This is a genomic window from Pseudomonas hormoni (genome assembly GCF_018502625.1).
GTDB classification, from domain to species: Bacteria; Pseudomonadota; Gammaproteobacteria; order Pseudomonadales; family Pseudomonadaceae; genus Aquipseudomonas; species Aquipseudomonas hormoni.
Window position 1 is genome coordinate 5,146,974 of the sequence record NZ_CP075566.1, and the last position, 17,694, is coordinate 5,164,667.

Annotated in this window: 14 protein-coding genes; 4 read left to right on the forward strand and 10 right to left on the reverse strand. The window is 60.2% G+C overall.

The features are described from left to right. Positions 1-121: 121 nt before the first annotated feature. Positions 122-1,042, forward strand: coding sequence for a LysR family transcriptional regulator (locus tag KJF94_RS24015; RefSeq protein WP_214379267.1), 921 nt, complete (start codon positions 122-124; stop codon positions 1,040-1,042). A 227-nt stretch (positions 1,043-1,269) separates the two neighbouring features. Here the strand turns inward: KJF94_RS24015 and KJF94_RS24020 are convergent, their stop codons facing one another. The 10 genes from KJF94_RS24020 to bioB all read right to left on the reverse strand — a co-directional run bounded on the left by KJF94_RS24020 (position 1,270) and on the right by bioB (position 13,764). Continuing rightward, complete coding sequence (locus KJF94_RS24020; protein WP_214379269.1) at positions 1,270-3,048, reverse strand: acyl-CoA dehydrogenase C-terminal domain-containing protein; 1,779 nt, start codon at positions 3,046-3,048, stop codon at positions 1,270-1,272. A 251-nt stretch (positions 3,049-3,299) separates the two neighbouring features. After that, positions 3,300-5,096 carry an acyl-CoA dehydrogenase C-terminal domain-containing protein gene (locus tag KJF94_RS24025; RefSeq protein WP_214379271.1) on the reverse strand — a complete coding sequence of 599 codons (1,797 nt, stop codon included), beginning with the start codon at positions 5,094-5,096 and terminating at the stop codon, positions 3,300-3,302. Positions 5,097-5,186: 90 nt separating this feature from the next. After that, the gene (locus KJF94_RS24030) at positions 5,187-6,473 is read right to left on the reverse strand and encodes a GGDEF domain-containing protein (RefSeq protein ID WP_214379273.1); all 1,287 of its coding nucleotides are present in this window, start codon (positions 6,471-6,473) and stop codon (positions 5,187-5,189) included. Between the two features lie 200 nt (positions 6,474-6,673). Further along, on the reverse strand, positions 6,674-8,479 hold the full coding sequence (locus KJF94_RS24035) for a phenylacyl-CoA dehydrogenase (protein WP_214379275.1): 1,806 nt from the start codon (positions 8,477-8,479) through the stop codon (positions 6,674-6,676). Between the two features lie 277 nt (positions 8,480-8,756). Next, positions 8,757-9,053 carry a pyrroloquinoline quinone biosynthesis protein PqqE gene (locus tag KJF94_RS24040; protein ID WP_214379277.1) on the reverse strand — a complete coding sequence of 99 codons (297 nt, stop codon included), beginning with the start codon at positions 9,051-9,053 and terminating at the stop codon, positions 8,757-8,759. Positions 9,054-9,173: 120 nt separating this feature from the next. Further along, a complete protein-coding gene (gene bioD / locus KJF94_RS24045; protein ID WP_214379279.1) occupies positions 9,174-9,854 on the reverse strand; it encodes a dethiobiotin synthase in 681 nt (226 codons plus the stop codon). Then, positions 9,851-10,675, reverse strand: a complete 825-nt coding sequence (bioC, locus tag KJF94_RS24050; RefSeq protein WP_214379281.1) for a malonyl-ACP O-methyltransferase BioC — start codon at positions 10,673-10,675, stop codon at positions 9,851-9,853. Before bioC ends, bioD begins: the two co-directional genes overlap by 4 nt. Continuing rightward, positions 10,668-11,399: an alpha/beta fold hydrolase gene (locus KJF94_RS24055; RefSeq protein ID WP_214379284.1), complete on the reverse strand. Its 732-nt coding sequence runs from the start codon at positions 11,397-11,399 to the stop codon at positions 10,668-10,670. Before KJF94_RS24055 ends, bioC begins: the two co-directional genes overlap by 8 nt. After that, entirely contained in the window at positions 11,392-12,570 is a 1,179-nt protein-coding gene (gene bioF, locus KJF94_RS24060) for an 8-amino-7-oxononanoate synthase (protein WP_214379286.1), read from the reverse strand. Before bioF ends, KJF94_RS24055 begins: the two co-directional genes overlap by 8 nt. A 138-nt stretch (positions 12,571-12,708) precedes the next feature. Then, positions 12,709-13,764, reverse strand: coding sequence for a biotin synthase BioB (gene bioB, locus KJF94_RS24065; protein ID WP_214379288.1), 1,056 nt, complete (start codon positions 13,762-13,764; stop codon positions 12,709-12,711). Positions 13,765-13,854: 90 nt separating this feature from the next. Between bioB and KJF94_RS24070 the strand changes: the two genes are divergently transcribed. The 3 genes from KJF94_RS24070 to KJF94_RS24080 all read left to right on the forward strand — a co-directional run bounded on the left by KJF94_RS24070 (position 13,855) and on the right by KJF94_RS24080 (position 17,507). Continuing rightward, positions 13,855-14,595 carry a ComF family protein gene (locus tag KJF94_RS24070; protein WP_214379290.1) on the forward strand — a complete coding sequence of 247 codons (741 nt, stop codon included), beginning with the start codon at positions 13,855-13,857 and terminating at the stop codon, positions 14,593-14,595. Between the two features lie 187 nt (positions 14,596-14,782). After that, positions 14,783-15,547, forward strand: a complete 765-nt coding sequence (locus KJF94_RS24075; protein WP_214379292.1) for a TOBE domain-containing protein — start codon at positions 14,783-14,785, stop codon at positions 15,545-15,547. A 58-nt stretch (positions 15,548-15,605) separates the two neighbouring features. Further along, positions 15,606-17,507 carry a PhoX family protein gene (locus tag KJF94_RS24080; RefSeq protein ID WP_214379294.1) on the forward strand — a complete coding sequence of 634 codons (1,902 nt, stop codon included), beginning with the start codon at positions 15,606-15,608 and terminating at the stop codon, positions 17,505-17,507. Positions 17,508-17,694: the final 187 nt, after the last annotated feature.

The window sequence follows — 17,694 nt, forward strand, 5'->3', positions numbered from 1 at the left end:
TCGGCGTAAACGATATTCATCGCGCTCTATGGCCCTGTAAGCCTTGTGAATGCGGTTAGACTAGGCCCAGACCAGGCCTCGAGCCATTTCGATTTCCCAGCATTTTCGATAAGCAAATCTTATGGATTTCAAACAACTGCGTTATTTCGTCGCGGTCTACGAAGAGGGCCATGTCGGCCGGGCCGCCGAGCGACTTTCGATCTCTCAGCCGGCACTGTCCCAACAAATCCGCCACCTCGAACAAAACCTCGATGTGAGCCTGTTCGAGCGCAGCAGCAAACGCCTGCTGCCTACCCTGGCCGCCCACACGTTGTACAACCACGCCCTGCCGTTGCTGGATGGTTTGCAACGGGCACGTGAAGCGTTGGGCAATTTCAAGGGACAAGCGCTTCGCACGCTGGCCATTGGCGTGTTGCAAACCGTTCACACCAGTCTCGTACCGCAAATGCTCGAACGTGTGCGCAAGGCGCAACCGCACCTGGTGGTACAGATCTATGAACTGACCGGGTTGGAGATCGAGCGGCGGCTGCTCAACGGCGCTCTGGACATCGGCATCAGTTACCTGCCGCCCCGACAGCCGGGGTTGCACGGCGTAATGCTGTACGAAGATGAACTGACGCTCGTCATCCCGGCGGATCACCCGTTGCGCGAATTCAAAAAAGTCTCCATGAGTCAGGCTGCCGAGTTGCCGATGTTGCTGCTGGGTGAAGAGTTTCAGGTGCGGCAGATCTGGCAGACGCAACTGGCCAACCTGGGGCGACGCCCGCAGGTGCAGGCGGAACTGAACAATATGGCGGGCATTCTCGACAGTCTGCCCCACACCCGGCTGGCGACCGTGCTTCCGGGCCGCTCGCAGAAAGCGCTCGGCAACCGTGAACTGCTCTGGAAACCATTGACCGAACCACGGGTGCCGCTGAAAGTCGGGCTGGTGTGTCGGGATGTGCAGCGGCAACAAGCCTCGCTGGCCTTATTGCGAACCTTGCTGGAAGAAGTGATGAACGCACCGGATGAGCGCTCGGCAACCCTGGATGGGCTGAGTTGACCACTTTTCTGCGGGCAAAAGAAAACCCCGCCGAAGCGGGGCTTTGCAGACTGTTTCCCTGACATCCATTTCACTCCGCCGTCCTGGCAGAATCCTACGTGTCCGTGTTGTTGCTTTGCGCTTCCTGCGCGACGTCCATGAGAAGTAGATTAGCTGTGGATCCAATCTGCATCTATGGGAGAAGAGCAGCACGTCATGTAAGAGAATGCTTACATGACGTTACAGTGTCAGAACTGCGCTGCGTCCAGCAGGAACAGCGACTCGCTACCGGCCTTCACCGACGCGCTCAACGAGTGAATACGCGGCAGCAGGCGTGCGAAATAGAACCGAGCGGTGCCCAGTTTGCTCGCGTAGAAATCGTCCTGCGCTTCTTTGCCCAAGGCCGCCTTGGCCATCAGTGCCCACATGTAGGCGTAGGCCACATAACCGAAGGTTTGCAGGTACTCGACCGAGGCCGCGCCGATTTCGCTCGGGTTGTTTTTTGCCCGATCCAGCAACCATGCGGTCAATTCGTCGAGGGTGGTCACGGCATCGTTCAACGGCTTGGTGAACTCGGCCAGGTCAGCGCTGGCAGTCGCGGTGAAGTGACGAATCTCGTCGGCGAACAGGTTGTAGAACGCCCCGCCGCTGCCGACGATCTTGCGTCCTACAAGGTCCAGCGCCTGAATGCCGTTGGTGCCTTCGTAAATCTGGGTGATGCGCACGTCGCGAACCAGTTGCTCCTGGCCCCACTCACGGATGTAACCGTGACCGCCGAAAACCTGCTGGCCGTGAATGGTGGTTTCCAGACCGAGGTCAGTCAGGAACGCCTTGGCCACCGGGGTCAGCAGCGCCACCAGGTCTTCCGCGCGTTTGCGGGTGGTCGCGTCTTCGCTGAACTTGGCGGTGTCCAGTTGCATGGCCACGTACGTCGAGAACGCACGGCCGCCTTCGTTCGAGGCTTTCATCGTCAGCAGCATGCGACGCACGTCCGGGTGGACGATGATCGGGTCAGCCACTTTATCTTTGTTCTGCGCGCCGGTCGGCGAACGGCTTTGCAGACGGTCGCGGGCGTATTCGATGGCGTTCTGGTAAGAGCGCTCGCCAGAGGCCAGGCCCTGGATGCCGACGCCCAGACGTTCGTAGTTCATCATGGTGAACATCGCCGCCAGACCTTTGTTCGGCTCGCCGATCAGATAGCCCACGGCTTCGTCGAAGTTCATCACGCAGGTCGCGGACGCCTGAATGCCCATCTTGTGTTCGATCGAACCGCAGGTCGCCGGGTTGCGCGCGCCCAGGCTGCCATCGGCATTGACCATGAACTTCGGCACCAGGAACAGCGAAATGCCTTTCGGCCCCGCTGGCGCGTCCGGCAGTTTCGCCAGCACCAGGTGGATGATGTTCTCGGTCAGGTCGTGTTCGCCGCCGGTGATGAAAATCTTGGTGCCGCTGACTTTATAGGAACCGTCGGCCTGAGGTTCGGCCTTGGTGCGGATGATCCCCAGGTCTGTGCCGGCGTGCGGCTCGGTCAGGCACATCGAACCGGCCCAGACGCCGGCATACATGTTCGGCAGGTACGCCGCTTTCAGTTCTTCGCTGGCGTGGGCGTTGATCGACAGACAGGCGCCGGCGGTCAGCATCGGGTACAGACCGAACGACAGGCTCGCGGAGTTGACCATTTCTTCGACCTGAGCCGAAACCGCCTTGGGCATGCCCATGCCGCCGTAGGTCGGATCGCCACCGACGCCGACCCATCCGCCTTCGGCATAAGTCTGATAAGCCTGTGTGAAACCTGCCGGCGTGGTGACAACACCGTCCGCCCAATGGCAACCTTCTTCGTCTGCCGCACGGTTCAGGGGCGCGATGCTTTTGCTGGTGACCTTGCCGGCTTCTTCAAGAATGGCTTCAACGGTTTCCGCATCGACGGTCTCGGCCAGTGCAGGCAACTCGGCCCAGAGCTTGGCGACCTCGAATACTTCATTGAGGACGAAGCGCATATCGCGCAGGGGCGCTTTGTAGTCAGCCATGGCAAACCTCGCAGGATCTTTACAGGTGATTCGTAGGAAGAAAGTTTTCGTTGGGTCCGAGTGTAACCCAACAACTTTTGAGACACATAGGGTCAGGCCATGACCGTTTTGTAATTTTTAGTCATTGAATTTTATGCCTGCGAAAACGCATTCGCGGGCAAGCCTCGCTCCTACAGGGTTTGCGCCATTTTAAATTTAGCGCATGACCTGTAGGAGCAAGGCTTGCCCGCGAAGCTTTGCAAACGTAACCGTTACAGCGCAAACAACTCCGCCGGCAACTTCATCAGGCATTCGCTGCCCGCTTCGATGGCCGCGCGATGAGCGGCAGTGCGCGGCAGCAAGCGCTTGAAGTAAAACTCGCTGGTCGCCAGTTTGCCCCGGCAGTAATCGGCATCGCCGCTGCCCGCATCCAGTTGTGACTGAGCCACCAGTGCCATGCGCAGCCACAAATAGCCAAGGATGATGTAACCGCTGTACATCAGGTAGTCCACCGACGCGGCGCCCACTTCGTCCGGATTCTTCATTGCGGCCATGCCGACCTGGGTGGTCAACTCGCCCCACTGCTGATTCAACCCATTGAGTTGCGCCACATAACTGGCGAGTTGCGGATGCCCGGCGTTCGCCGCGCAAAACTTGTGAACGATTTTGGTAAAGCCCCGCAGCAGTTTGCCCTGACTGCCGAGCACTTTGCGCCCCAGCAAATCCAGCGCCTGAATGCCGTTGGTGCCTTCGTAGATCGGTGCAATCCGGCAATCGCGAACCAGTTGCTCCATGCCCCATTCACGAATGAACCCGTGACCGCCAAACACTTGCATGCCGAGGTTGGTCACTTCCAGCCCGGTGTCGGTCATGAAGGCTTTGCAGATCGGCGTCAGGAAGGCCAACAGGTCTTCGGCGTCCTGCCGCGTGGTTTCATCCGGGCTCAGGTGCGCAACGTCCAGCAATTGCGCGGTGAAGTACGTCAACGCGCGATTGCCTTCGTTGAAGGCTTTCATGGTCAGCAACATCCGGCGCACATCGGGGTGAACGATGATCGGGTCGGCGACTTTTTCCGGCGCTTTCGGGCCGGTCAGCGAGCGCATCTGCAAACGGTCGTTGGCGTACTTGATTGCGCCCTGGAAGCTCGCTTCGCCCAGACACAAACCCTGCATCCCCGTGCCGAGGCGCGCATGGTTCATCATGGTGAACATGCAGTTCAGGCCCTTGTTCGGTTCACCGATCAGGAAGCCCCTGGCCTCGTCGAAGTTCAGCACGCAGGTGGCCGAAGCCTTGATGCCCATCTTGTGCTCGATCGAGCCGCAGGAAACGCCGTTGCGCTCGCCCGCTCCACCGTCGGCATCCGGCAGGAATTTGGGAACGATAAACAGCGAAATGCCCCGGGTTCCTGCAGGCGCATCAGGCAGTTTCGCCAGCACGAGGTGAATGATGTTGTCGCTCATGTCGTGTTCGCCGGCGGAGATGAAGATCTTGCTGCCGGAGATCGCGTAACTGCCGTCCGCCGCAGGCACGGCGCGGGTCTTGATGATGCCCAGATCAGTGCCGCAATGAGCTTCGGTCAGGCACATGGTGCCGGTCCACTGACCCGCGGTGAGTTTGCTCAGGTAGGTGTTTTTCTGTTCGTCGGTGCCATGGGCATGAATGGCCGACATAGCACCGTGGGTCAGACCGGGGTACATGCCCCAGGAAGTGTTGCTGGACGCGACCATCTCGCTGATGACCAGCCCCAGAGAAATCGGTAAGCCTTGACCGCCGTAAGCGGGATCAGCCGCCAGACCATGCCAGCCACCTTCCACGTATTGTGCAAAGGCTTGCTTGAAGCCTGCAGGCGTTGTCACCACGCCATTGTCGAAATGGCAGCCTTCTTCGTCGCCGCTGCGATTGAGCGGTGCCAGCACGTTCTCGCAGAATTTCGCACCTTCTTCGAGGATCGCATTGACCATGTCCGGGCTGGCCTCGGTGGCACCCAGCGCCGCGTAGTTGCGGTGAAAATCGAAGACGTGGTCGATCAGAAAGCGCATGTCGCGCAGGGGAGCTTTGTACTCGGGCATGGTCATTTCTCCGGCAGCAGATTCCTTAAACCTACTGCCGCCGACCACGCCTCACAATCACAGTCCAGACGCTGAATGCGCCATCATCACTCAACCCGCAGCCGCCTCGCGCACCGCACCACGACGGTTCTGACCGTAAGCCACCACACAGTTTCGCCCGGCACCTTTGGCAGCGTAGAGCGCCTCATCGGCAGACTTGAGCACTTTTTCAGGGTTACGTTGATCCACGCGTTCGGCGACGCCGATGCTGACGGTGACCGACACACTCGAAGCCGCGGAACCGGAACGACGCTGACGACCCTGCTGATCGTCCTGAGGACGATTGTCCTGGTTACGCAGTTGAATATTGTAGGTCGCAATGGATTCACGGATCACTTCCAGGTGGGGCATGCACTCCTCGAGCGTCTTGCCCGCAAACACCAGTGCAAATTCCTCACCGCCATAGCGATACGCCCTACCGCCACCGCCGATTTTCGACAACTTGCTGGCAACCAGGCGCAGCACCTGATCGCCGACGTCGTGACCGTGGGTGTCGTTGAATTTCTTGAAGTGGTCGACGTCGCTCATGGCCAATACGTAATTGCGCCCCAGGCGCTGCATGCGTTCGTTCAAGGCACGGCGCCCCGGCAGACCGGTAAGCTCATCACGGAAAGCCATTTGATAGGCTTCATGGGCAACCGCCGCGGCGATCATCAACATCACCTGACTGCACATGATGTTAAGGGTAAACGGCAGGATGAAGGTTTTCGGTAACGCCCAGAACAACCCGAGCAAACCCACCAGTTGTGCGGCGTGCAACGGTCTGGGATTGCGCCAGTATTGCCAGCTCAGCAGCAGGAACGAGGCGATGAATACCGGGTAAGACAGCTGAATCAGGCTCATCCACGCACCATGCAGGGCGGGCCAGCGGATTTCCGACAGCCACATCAGCAACGCCTGTGGGTAACTTTGCTCCAGCCCCAACGCCACACTGCCGACGGCCAGCAACACCGCGAAGCGCGCGACCATGTCCTGGAACAAATGGGTGCGTTCCTGCCACGCCGCGAACACACCAAACAGCAGCGGAAGCAGCAAACAGCACAGGTGAAAAACCACAGCGGCGTCTTCGCGCACCTTACCGTTGTCGCGGTAATAGTCGGTCTGGGTGTCGAGCAGGTAGTAAGCGATGTACACCGTGACCATCAGAAACAGCTCGCGCTGACGTCGGTAAACCGCGCAGTAAGCGCCACCGAGCAACAAAACGAGGGTGGGCAACACGTTGAACAGCGACGTGAAGAAGACGTTCAGATCCTTGACGTAGGCAGCCGCCAGCCCCGCAATCAAAAGCAGAAGTGACGGTAGGAAATGACTGAAACGTACAGCGGAAGAACGCGGCAAGGGTAAAAGCTCCGACCCGGCAAACTGAGATGGCATTGTGCCTGCTCATCGAGCGGCATGTCACATAGCCATCCTCTTTAACGGCAGCAAAGTCGTTCTTCTTAGCGTTTTAGTCAGGAATATTTACGCGCGTAAATCGCGCACAAAAAAGCCGCTGCTCCCAAAGGAAACAGCGGCTTTCTGAAGCGACCGCTCGGGACTTAGTAGCCCAGTGCGAAGTCTTCTTCTTTCATGTCCATCAGGTTGTTGGCACCCGACAGCATGGTTGCAACGTGAGTGCGGGTACGCGGCAGGATGCGCTGGAAGTAGAAGCGCGCTGTCTGCAGCTTGGCGGTGTAGAACGCCGTTTCGGTGGTGCCGGCCGCCAGTTTCTCGGCCGCCAGACGTGCCATGTCAGCCCAGAAGTAGGCCAGGCAGGCGTAACCGGAGTACATCAGGTAGTCCACGGAGGCCGCGCCAACTTCTTCGCGATCTTTCATGGCCGCCATACCGACCTTCATGGTCAGCTCGCCCCACTCTTTGTTCAGTGCAGCCAGCGGTGCGACGAATTCCTGAACGGCTTCGTTGCCTTCGTTGGTCTGGCAGAACTTGTGGACGATCTTGGTGAAGCCTTTCAGGGCCTCGCCTTGGGTCATCAGCACTTTACGGCCCAGCAGGTCGAGCGCCTGGATACCGGTGGTGCCTTCGTACAGCATCGAAATGCGGCTGTCGCGAACGTTCTGCTCCATGCCCCACTCGGCGATGAAGCCGTGGCCACCGTAGATTTGCACGCCGTGGTTGGCGGATTCGAAACCGACTTCAGTCATGAAGGCTTTGGCGATTGGCGTCATGAATGCCAGCAGCGCGTCGGCTTTCTTCTTCTCTTCTTCGTCCACGCCGTACTTGACGATGTCGACTTGCTTGGCGGTGAAGTAAACCATCGCGCGGTTGCCTTCGGCGAACGCCTTCATGGTCAACAGCATGCGACGTACATCAGGGTGCACGATGATCGGGTCAGCGGCTTTTTCCGGCGCTTTCGGGCCAGTCAGGGAGCGCATTTGCAGACGATCACGAGCGTATTTCAGGCCGCCCTGGAAGCCGATCTCGGCGTGGGCCAGACCTTGCAGCGCGGTGCCCAGACGTGCGGTGTTCATGAAGGTGAACATGCAGTTCAGGCCTTTGTTCGCAGGGCCGATCAGGAAACCGGTGGCCGCGTCGAAGTTCATCACGCAGGTGGCGTTACCATGGATGCCCATTTTGTGTTCCAGGGAACCACAGGACACGGCGTTACGTGCACCGATCGAACCGTCTTCGTTCGGCAGGAACTTCGGAACGATGAACAGCGAGATGCCTTTGGTGCCAGCCGGTGCATCCGGCAGGCGGGCCAGCACGATGTGGACGATGTTGTCGGCCATGTCGTGTTCACCGGCCGAGATGAAGATCTTGGTGCCGGAGACTTTATAGGAACCGTCGGCCTGAGGTTCGGCCTTGGTGCGCAACATGCCCAGGTCAGTGCCGCAGTGCGGTTCGGTCAGGCACATGGTGCCGGTCCATTCGCCGGACACCAGCTTGGTCAGGTAAGCCTCTTGCTGCTCAGGCGTGCCGTGCTCGGAGATGGTGTTCATCGCGCCATGCGACAGGCCTGGGTACATGCCCCACGACCAGTTGGCTTCGCCGACCATTTCGCTGACAGCCAGACCCAGAGACTCTGGCAGGCCTTGGCCGCCGTGCTCTACGTCGTGGGCCAGGCTCGGCCAGCCGCCTTCGACGAATTGTTTGTAGGCTTCTTTGAAGCCAGTCGGGGTTTTAACGCCGGACTCGCTCCAGGTGCAGCCTTCGGTGTCACCCACGCGGTTCAGCGGAGCCAGCACCTGCTCACAAAACTTGGCGCCTTCTTCGAGAATGGCGTCAACCATGTCCGGAGTTGCGTCTGCACAAGCCGGAAGGCTCTGATAGTGCGCTTCGTAGCCGAGCAGTTCGTCACGAACGAAGCGAATATCACGCAAGGGGGCCTTGTAGTCAGGCATAGCGATAAACCTCTGCTGATGTAACCGGGAATGAACGACCGTGGTGATTTGTTGTAACGGTCAAACAGTTGTTTGAAACATACGTTTACGCCCAAATCTTGTCAAGCGTCGATCTTTTGCCGTTCGTCATGGCTCGACGCAAATCCCGGACGCACGGCAACACTGCGCCGTTGCCCAGGCAACACGCCGTATAACAAAGTTTAGTTTGGAGAGAAGGACTTACGCACAAAAACGCCGCGAGAAATCGCGGCGTTGGAAGTACTGATTCAGCGGAGGATCAGGCGAAGGTATCGATCAACGTGCCGAGCATTTCATCGGAAGCCTTGGCGACTGCTACGCCCGCCGCGACCTGAAACTTGCCCTGCGCCATCTCGACCATGTTGCTGGCCAGGTCCGACTGCTGACTGCGATCGACCGAACGCAGGCGATCGACCTGAACCTCGGAAGACTGACTGGTCACCGAGCGCTCGATTGTATTGTTGGCGATCTGCCCGGAAGCCTGATCGACACGGTTCTGCCCTGTCTGAATAGTGCTCAGACCGGCATAAAAAGCGGTACTTCCTGAGATTTCCATGGGAGAACTCGTCCTACAAAGGATCAACAGCGGGCATTGAAACAGACGCACGCGCAAAACACCCGACAAAAACACTAATGGCACAGTGCCTTGTCATAGGTAAAACCATCGCTTGAATGGTCAGTCCAGCAAATCCAGCTGAAGGTGTTCCGCCACCGCCTCTGCTGTCACCAGCTTGAGTTTCGGCACTCGCCCCAGACACGGCGCGGGGATCCGCTCGGCAAGCGTGGCAAGGTTTTCTTCAAGGCGCGCCGTCTTGGCATCGATGATATTGGCTACCCAACCCGCCAGCTGCAAACCGTCCTGCGCAATCGCCTCGGCTGTCAGCAACGCATGGTTAATGCAACCCAGCCGCACGCCGACCACCAGAATCACCGGAAGATCCAGCGCCATGGCCAGGTCCGACAGGTTGTCCTGATCCGCCAACGGCACGCGCCAGCCACCGGCGCCTTCGATCAGGGTGAAATCCGCCTGCATCTCCAGAATCTGCTGCATCGGTGCCAACAAGGATTGCACCGTCAACGCCACGCCAGCCTCCCGCGCCGCCAGATGCGGTGCGATTGCAGGTTCGAACGCCACCGGATTGACCTGTGCATACGTCAGCGGCAACGAACATTCCGCCAGCAACGCCAACGCATCGGCGTTGCGCAAACCCTTGGGCGTCACGTCGCAACCCGAAGCAACCGGTTTCCCCGCCGCCGTACTCAGGCCCGCCGACCGCGCGGCATGCAACAAACCCGCAGCCACAGTGGTCTTGCCGACATCGGTGTCAGTACCGGTGATGAAATACGCTGCGCTCATAAGGGTTTCTCCATAACGGCATACACCACTTGATAAGTCGCCGGCAGGCCTTCGGCCTGACGAAACTGTTCGTAAGCCTCGACCAGGCCGAGAATCCGCGCCCTGCCGGTCAAACCGCCCGGCCGTCCGGGATTCAGGTTGTGCGCACCCAGCGCCTTGAGTTCGTGAGTCAGGCTGCGCACATCCGGGTAATGCAGCACGTGAGGACGGGTTTGCAGACTCGCGACCTTCAAACCGCTGGCCGCGCACAGCTGTTGATAAACCCCGAACTCGCGGAAGCGGTTGACGTGCACCATGCCATCCACTTGCCTCCAACTGTCACGCAGCTCAAACAGCGTGCCCACGCACAGACTAGCAAATGCAAACTTTCCGCTAGGTTTCAGCACACGATGGGCTTCACTGAGCACCGAAGCGAAGTCCGCGCACCACTGCACCGCCAGGCTGGAGAAGATCAGATCACAGGTCGAATCCTGCAAGGGCAGTCGTTCCGCATCTCCGGCGATGAAGTGCGTGGCCCCACCCAACGGGCGCGCGTGATTGAGCATGCCTTCGGCAATATCCAGCGCCACGCCGTGACCGGCAGGAAAACGTTCACCCAGCACGCGACTGAAATGCCCGGTGCCACAGCCCAGGTCCAGCCAGCGACCCGGCACGAAATCACCCGGCAAATGGCTTAACAACTGGCTGCCGACATCACGCTGCAATTCGGCGACGCTGTCATAGCTGGCCGCCGCACGGGAAAAGGACGCGGCCACCTGGCGCTTGTCCGGCAAGCCGCCGGGCTGCTTTGGAAGGGGAAGCGGAAGGGATAAATCAGTCATCACCGGACTCATGCAAAAAGGCCTGGATCGCCCCCGCCACACCGTGAGGGTCTTCCAGAAGAAACGCGTGGCTGGCCTGTTCAATCAGGCCGATTTCAACGTCCGGCAGCAACGCCAGCAAATCCCCCGCCGCTTCGGCCGGCACCAGCCCGTCGAGACCGGCGAACAAATGCAGCTGCGGGCCGCGGAATGCTTGCAATGCCTGACGGGTATCCAGTTGCGCAAGCAGCTCCAGGCCGTTCATCAATACCGAAGCAGAGGTGTGGGGCGCGCCACCGAGCAATAACCGTGACAATCCGCGCGGGTCTGCGGCGCCTTGAGCGCAGAGCAGCGAAAAGCGCTTCAGCGTCATCCGTGGATCGGCGCTGCATCCGGCCAGAAACGCGTCGAAGGTCTCGCCGGGCATCGCGTTTGGCCATTGCTCATGGCCGACAAACGAAGGATTGCTCGCCAGGGTCAACAAGCCACAACAACGATCGCCGCGTCGGGCCGCCAACTCGGAAGCGAGCATCCCGCCAAGGGACCAGCCGCCGAGCCAGGCGTCTTGCGGGATCGTCGAATCCAGTTCATCAAGCCATTCTTCAAGGTCGCTGGATTCCAGCTCCGGCAGCGGCTCGATCTCAACGCGCAGGTGTTCGTCCAGCCCTTGCAACGCAGCTGCCAATGGCTCCAGAGGTGAAATCCCGAGCCCCCAGCCAGGTAGCAGAATCAGACGATCACGCATGGCTTGGCTCCGGTCCCAGTTGTGCAAAACAATCGGCCAGTCCATTTAACAATAGCTGTACCTGCGCCTCGCTGTGCGCAGCGGTCAGGGTCACACGCAGTCGGGCGCTGCCGGCGGGCACGGTCGGTGGGCGGATCGCGGTCACCATCAATCCGCGTTCGCGCAGCATTTGCGACAGCCGCACCGCACGCCCGGCATCGCCGATCATGATCGGCTGGATCGGCGTGAAGCTGTCCATCAGCTCCAGGCCGATCTGCTCGGCACCTTGCCGGAACTGGCGAATCAGGATGTTCAGATGTTCACGACGCCAGTGCTCGCTACGCAACAACTCCAGGCTTTTCAGCGTCGCGCAGGCCAGCGCGGGCGGTTGGCTGGTGGTGTAAATGTACGGCCGAGCGAACTGGATCAAACTCTCGATCAGTTCTTCGCTGCCGGCAACAAAGGCGCCAGCAGTGCCGAAAGCTTTACCGAGGGTGCCCACCAGCACCGGCACGTCTTCCTGGCTCAGGCCGAAATGCTCGACGATTCCGCCACCGTTGGCGCCCAGCGGACCAAAACCGTGGGCGTCATCGACCATCAGCCATGCGCCTTTGGCCTTCGCTTCCCGGGCCAGCGCTGGCAGGTCGGCGATGTCGCCATCCATGCTGAACACGCCGTCGGTGACCACCAGCGTATTGCCGGTGGCCTTCTCGAGACGATTGGCCAGACTCGCCGCGTCGTTGTGCAGATAACGATTGAAACGCGCACCGGACAACAGGCCGGCATCGAGCAACGAGGCGTGATTGAGGCGGTCTTCGAGCACCGTATCGCCCTGCCCCACCAACGCGGTCACCGCGCCAAGGTTGGCCATGTAGCCGGTGGTAAACAGCAGTGCACGCGGGCGGCCAGTCAAGTCAGCCAACGCTTCTTCCAGCTCATGATGTGGCGTGCTGTGGCCAATGACCAAATGCGAAGCCCCGCCACCGACTCCCCAACGGGACGCGCCGGCGCGCCAGGCTTCGATCACTTGCGGGTGATTGGCGAGGCCCAGGTAGTCGTTGTTGCAGAACGCCAGCAACGGCTGGCCATCGACCACAACTTCCGGGCCTTGAGGGCTTTCGAGCAATGGGCGTTGACGGTAGAGATTTTCGGCACGACGGGCAGCAAGGCGTGCGGCGAGATCGAAAGACATGCAGGCCTCGCGAGTAGGAAGGAGATAAAGCTTCTGTAGGAGCAAAGCTTGCTCGCGATGAATGCGCCTCGGTCTGTCTGAATGACCGTGGCGATCCCATCGCGGGCAAGCCTTGCTCCTACAGGGGTTCAGCGGTGATCAAACAGCCGCGTTGTAGAACATCTCGCTGCTCTTTTGCTCCACCAGCGCCTGCTCGATGGCTGCCTGGTGCACTTCATCCGCATGCTCTTCACGCGCTTCCGGCAGGATCCCCAGGCGCCCGAACAGTTGCATGTCCTTGTCAGCCTGCGGGTTGGCGGTGGTCAGCAGTTTTTCGCCGTAGAAAATCGAGTTCGCACCGGCGAAGAACGCCAGGGCCTGCATCTGCTCGTTCATCGCTTCACGGCCGGCGGACAGGCGCACGTGGGATTGCGGCATCAGGATGCGCGCGACGGCGAGCATGCGGATGAAGTCGAACGGGTCGATGTCTTCGGCGTTTTCCAGCGGCGTACCGGCGACTTTCACCAGCATGTTGATCGGCACCGATTCCGGGTGCTCCGGCAGGTTGGCCAGCTGGATCAGCAGGTTGGCACGGTCATCGAGGGATTCGCCCATGCCGAGGATGCCGCCGGAGCAGATCTTCATTCCCGATTCACGTACGTAGGCCAGGGTTTGCAGGCGCTCGCTGTAGGTGCGGGTGGTAATGATGCTGCCGTAGAACTCGGGCGAGGTGTCGAGGTTGTGGTTGTAGTAATCGAGACCGGCCTGGGCCAGGGCTTCGGTCTGGTCCTGGTCGAGGCGACCGAGGGTCATGCAGGTTTCCAGGCCCATGGCTTTCACGCCCTTGACCATCTCCAGCACGTACGGCATGTCTTTGGCCGACGGGTGTTTCCACGCCGCGCCCATGCAGAAACGGGTCGAACCGATGGCCTTGGCGCGGGCAGCCTCTTCGAGGACCTTCTGCACTTCCATCAGTTTTTCTTTTTCCAGGCCGGTGTTGTAGTGACCGGACTGCGGACAATATTTGCAATCTTCCGGGCAGGCGCCGGTCTTGATCGACAGCAGCGTGGAAACCTGGACGCGGTTGGCGTCGAAATGCGCGCGGTGCACGGTCTGCGCCTGGAACAGCAGGTCGTTGAATGGCTGAACGAAGAGTGCTTTGACTTCGGCCAAAGACCAGTCATGACGCAGGGTTGCAGAGGTGCTGGCGCTCATGGGTGTTTCCTTGATTATGCTTGGCAAGCGACTGGGGAATGGAATACCCACAGACGCGACACGGATGTTCGGCATATTTAAGGAAGAGCGATGCGCTGTCAACCACGATACAAAGGACCGGTTTACATCTGGTTAAAAAACAAACAACCCTGTCTGCTTTGCGGCGAGATGGCGGATGAAGCTACGCCGATCTGCATGGCGTGTGAATCCGACCTGCCCTGGCTCGGCGATCACTGCAGGACCTGCGCCCTGCCTTTGCCCGCGGCGGGAATGACCTGCGGCCAATGTTTGAAGGCGCCGCCCTCCTTCGAACACGTGATCGCCCCGTGGACCTACAGCTTTCCGGTCGACAGCCTGATCACCCGTTTCAAACACAGCGTGAAGTGGCCGTTTGGCAACCTGCTTGCCGAACTTCTCGCCCAGTCCCTGCAACATCGCTTCAATGAAGCGTTGGAACGGCCCGACGCGCTGGTCCCGGTTCCGCTGGCCACCAAGCGTCTGCGGCAGCGGGGGTTCAACCAGGCCGCGATGCTGGCCCGCTGGTTGAGCGCGAGCCTGGATATCCCCTGCGACGAACAGTTACTCAAGAGGATTCAGGACACCAGCGCGCAACAAGACCTGAAGGCCGAGGCCCGCAAAAAGAACCTGCGTAACGCATTTGCCCTGATGCCCGATGCAGCGATCAAGGGTCGGCACCTGGCGCTGGTCGACGACGTGCTGACCACCGGCGCCACCGCCCAGGCCCTGGCTCGCCTGTTGATGGATGCCGGCGCCTCGCGGGTCGATGTCTATTGCCTGGCGCGCACACCCAAACCCGGCGACATCGCCTGACTTGCGCCAGGCACAAAACCTGTGGGAGCGAGCCTGCTCGCGATGGCGGTTTATCAGCCACATCAATGTTGAACTTGATGACCTCATCGCGAGCAGGCTCGCTCCCACAGGGATTTCCACATGACTTGACTCCCGCAGCCCAAGCCGCCAACGTCCTCACCATCGTCACAGCCCAAAGCGCCTTGCCATGTCCTTGCCCACGTTGTTGTCCCAGCACATTGTCCGTCGCCCGCAGCGCATCGCGTTGCTGCAACACATCGCCGAGCAGGGCTCGATCACCCGCGCCGCGAAAAGCGCGGGCCTGAGTTACAAAGCCGCGTGGGACGCCATCGACGAGTTGAACAACCTGGCGCAGAAACCGCTGGTGGAGCGCAGTGTCGGCGGCAAGGGCGGTGGCGGTGCGAAGCTGTCCAGCGAAGGCGAACGCGTATTGCGCCTGTATCAAAAGCTGCAAACGCTGCAGGCCCAGGTGCTGGAAGCCGCCGAGGACGCCAGCGACCTCGACCTGCTCGGCCGCCTGATGCTCAGAACCAGCGCGCGCAATCAATTGCACGGCAAGGTCGTGGCGATTGAAGCTCAGGGGCGCAACGACCTGATTCGTCTTGAACTGGCCGGAGGCCTGGCCCTTGATGCGCAGATCACCCACGACAGCACCGTGCGCCTGGAGCTGGAGCCCGGCACTGAAGTCGTCGCCCTGATCAAGGCCGGTTGGCTCGACCTGCTGGCCATCGAAGACACTGCAACATCAGGACACAATGACCTGACCGGCATCATCGAAGAAATCCTCGACGCCGAAGACGGCCCCAGTGAAGTGCGCATCGGCCTGCCCAATGGCCAGACGCTATGCGCTCTGGCCGAGCCGCTGCACTTGCGAACCCTCGGCCTCGTCACCGACAAACCGGTACGGGTGCAATTTGCCCCCTCCAACGTGCTGCTCGGTACACCACTCTGAAACACAAGCGTCATTAACGCTCTTTAAGGTGACTGCAAAAACCCGCAGGGAGCCTGATGTGAGCCTATTAGAAGACAACCAGAACACCGACCTCGAGAACATGGTCGGCCTCAGCCGTCGTGGCTTCATCAGCGCGGGCGCCCTGTGCGGTGCAGCCATGTTCCTCGGCGGCAACCTGCTGAGCCGCAGCGTGCTCGCGGCCAGTGTCAGCGCAGGCACCAGCAAACTGCTGGGTTTTGACAGCATCCCCGCCGCCACCAGCGACGCCATTACCCTGCCGCCGGGCTACAAGTCTTCGGTGCTGATCAGTTGGGGCCAGCCGTTGCAGAAGAACGGTCCGGCGTTCGACCCGAGCGGTAACGGCACTGCCGAGCATCAGGAAATCCAGTTCGGCGACAACAATGACGGCATGAGCCTGTTCGAATTTCCGGGTGAGAAAGACCGGGCATTGATGGCGATCAACAACGAATACACCAACTACCGCTACCTCTACCCGCACGGCGGCATGCCGCAATCGAAAGAAGAAGTGCGCAAGGCGCTGGCCTGCGAAGGCGTGTCGGTGATCGAAGTGCAGCGTAAGAATGGCCAATGGCAATTCGTTCAGGGTTCGCGCTACAACCGACGCATTCACGGTAACGCGCCGATCACCCTCAGCGGTCCCGCTGCCGGCCACGACCTGTTGAAAACCAGCGCCGACCCACACGGCAAGAACGTACTCGGCACCTTCCAGAACTGCGCCAACGGCAAGACGCCGTGGGGCACCTATCTGACCTGCGAAGAGAACTTCACCGACTGTTTCGGCAGCAGCAATGCCGAGCAGAAATTCGACGCCGCGCAGAAACGCTACGGCGCGGTGGCGACCAGTAAAGAAATCAACTGGCATCAACACGACGAGCGTTTCGACCTGGCGAAAAACCCCAACGAACTCAACCGTCACGGCTGGGTGGTGGAAATCGATCCGTTCGATCCGCAGTCGACACCCGTCAAGCGCACCGCACTGGGCCGTTTCAAACATGAAAACGCGGCCCTGGCCGAAACCCATGACGGCCACGCCGTGGTGTACATGGGCGACGACGAGCGCGGCGAGTTCATCTACAAGTTCGTCAGCCGCGACAAGATCAACCACAAAAACCCGAAGGCCAATCGCGACCTGCTGGATCACGGCACCTTGTACGTGGCGCGCTTCGACGCGGGTGACGGCAATGCCGATCACCCGAGAGGTCAGGGCGAGTGGATCGAATTGACCCACGGCAAAAACGGCATCGACGCCAGCAGCGGTTTCGCCAATCAGGCCGAAGTGCTGATTCACGCGCGCCTCGCGGCCACCGTGGTGAAAGCCACGCGCATGGACCGTCCGGAGTGGATCGTCGTCAGCCCCAAGGATGGCCAGGTCTATTGCACGCTGACCAACAACGCCAAGCGCGGTGAAGACGGTCAACCGGTGGGTGGGCCGAATCCGCGTGAGAAGAACGTGTACGGGCAGATTCTGCGCTGGCGCACGGACCGCGATGATCATGGTTCGAAAAGCTTTGCCTGGGATCTGTTTGTGGTCGCCGGCAACCCGGGTGTCCACGTGGGTACGCCGAAGGGCGGTTCGTCGAACATCACGCCGCAAAACATGTTCAACAGCCCGGATGGCCTGGGTTTCGACAAGGCCGGACGCTTGTGGATCCTGACCGATGGCGACTCGAGCAATGCCGGTGATTTTGCCGGCATGGGCAATAACCAGATGCTCTGCGCCGACCCGGTCACCGGGGAGATCCGCCGCTTCATGGTCGGGCCGATTGGCTGCGAAGTGACGGGGATCAGCTTCTCGCCGGATCAGAAGACGCTGTTTGTCGGGATTCAGCATCCGGGGGAAAACGGTGGGTCGACGTTCCCTGAGCATTTGCCGAACGGCAAGCCGCGGTCTTCGGTGATGGCGATTTCCCGTGAGGATGGCGGGATCGTCGGCGCCTGATAGGGCCCCCTTCGCGGGCAAGCCTCGCTCCTACAGGTTATGCGCAATTCTAGAATTGACGACATCCTGTAGGAGCGAGGCTTGCCCGCGAAAGCGTCAGCCCAAACACCACTCATCTAAAGCCCAACCACTAAAGACAGCCCGTCTGCGCTACCATGCTTGGCCGGACGCGGCAGCCTGCTGCGCG

Coding starts and splice junctions, on each gene's coding strand:
- KJF94_RS24070 (WP_214379290.1), top strand. CDS start 13,855: ATGCGCTGTCAACCACGATACAAAGGACCGGTTTACATCTGGTTAAAA.
- KJF94_RS24020 (WP_214379269.1), bottom strand. CDS start 3,048: ATGGCTGACTACAAAGCGCCCCTGCGCGATATGCGCTTCGTCCTCAAT.
- KJF94_RS24075 (WP_214379292.1), top strand. CDS start 14,783: ATGTCCTTGCCCACGTTGTTGTCCCAGCACATTGTCCGTCGCCCGCAG.
- bioF (WP_214379286.1), bottom strand. CDS start 12,570: ATGTCTTTCGATCTCGCCGCACGCCTTGCTGCCCGTCGTGCCGAAAAT.
- KJF94_RS24055 (WP_214379284.1), bottom strand. CDS start 11,399: ATGCGTGATCGTCTGATTCTGCTACCTGGCTGGGGGCTCGGGATTTCA.
- bioC (WP_214379281.1), bottom strand. CDS start 10,675: ATGACTGATTTATCCCTTCCGCTTCCCCTTCCAAAGCAGCCCGGCGGC.
- KJF94_RS24035 (WP_214379275.1), bottom strand. CDS start 8,479: ATGCCTGACTACAAGGCCCCCTTGCGTGATATTCGCTTCGTTCGTGAC.
- KJF94_RS24040 (WP_214379277.1), bottom strand. CDS start 9,053: ATGGAAATCTCAGGAAGTACCGCTTTTTATGCCGGTCTGAGCACTATT.
- KJF94_RS24025 (WP_214379271.1), bottom strand. CDS start 5,096: ATGCCCGAGTACAAAGCTCCCCTGCGCGACATGCGCTTTCTGATCGAC.
- bioB (WP_214379288.1), bottom strand. CDS start 13,764: ATGAGCGCCAGCACCTCTGCAACCCTGCGTCATGACTGGTCTTTGGCC.
- bioD (WP_214379279.1), bottom strand. CDS start 9,854: ATGAGCGCAGCGTATTTCATCACCGGTACTGACACCGATGTCGGCAAG.
- KJF94_RS24015 (WP_214379267.1), top strand. CDS start 122: ATGGATTTCAAACAACTGCGTTATTTCGTCGCGGTCTACGAAGAGGGC.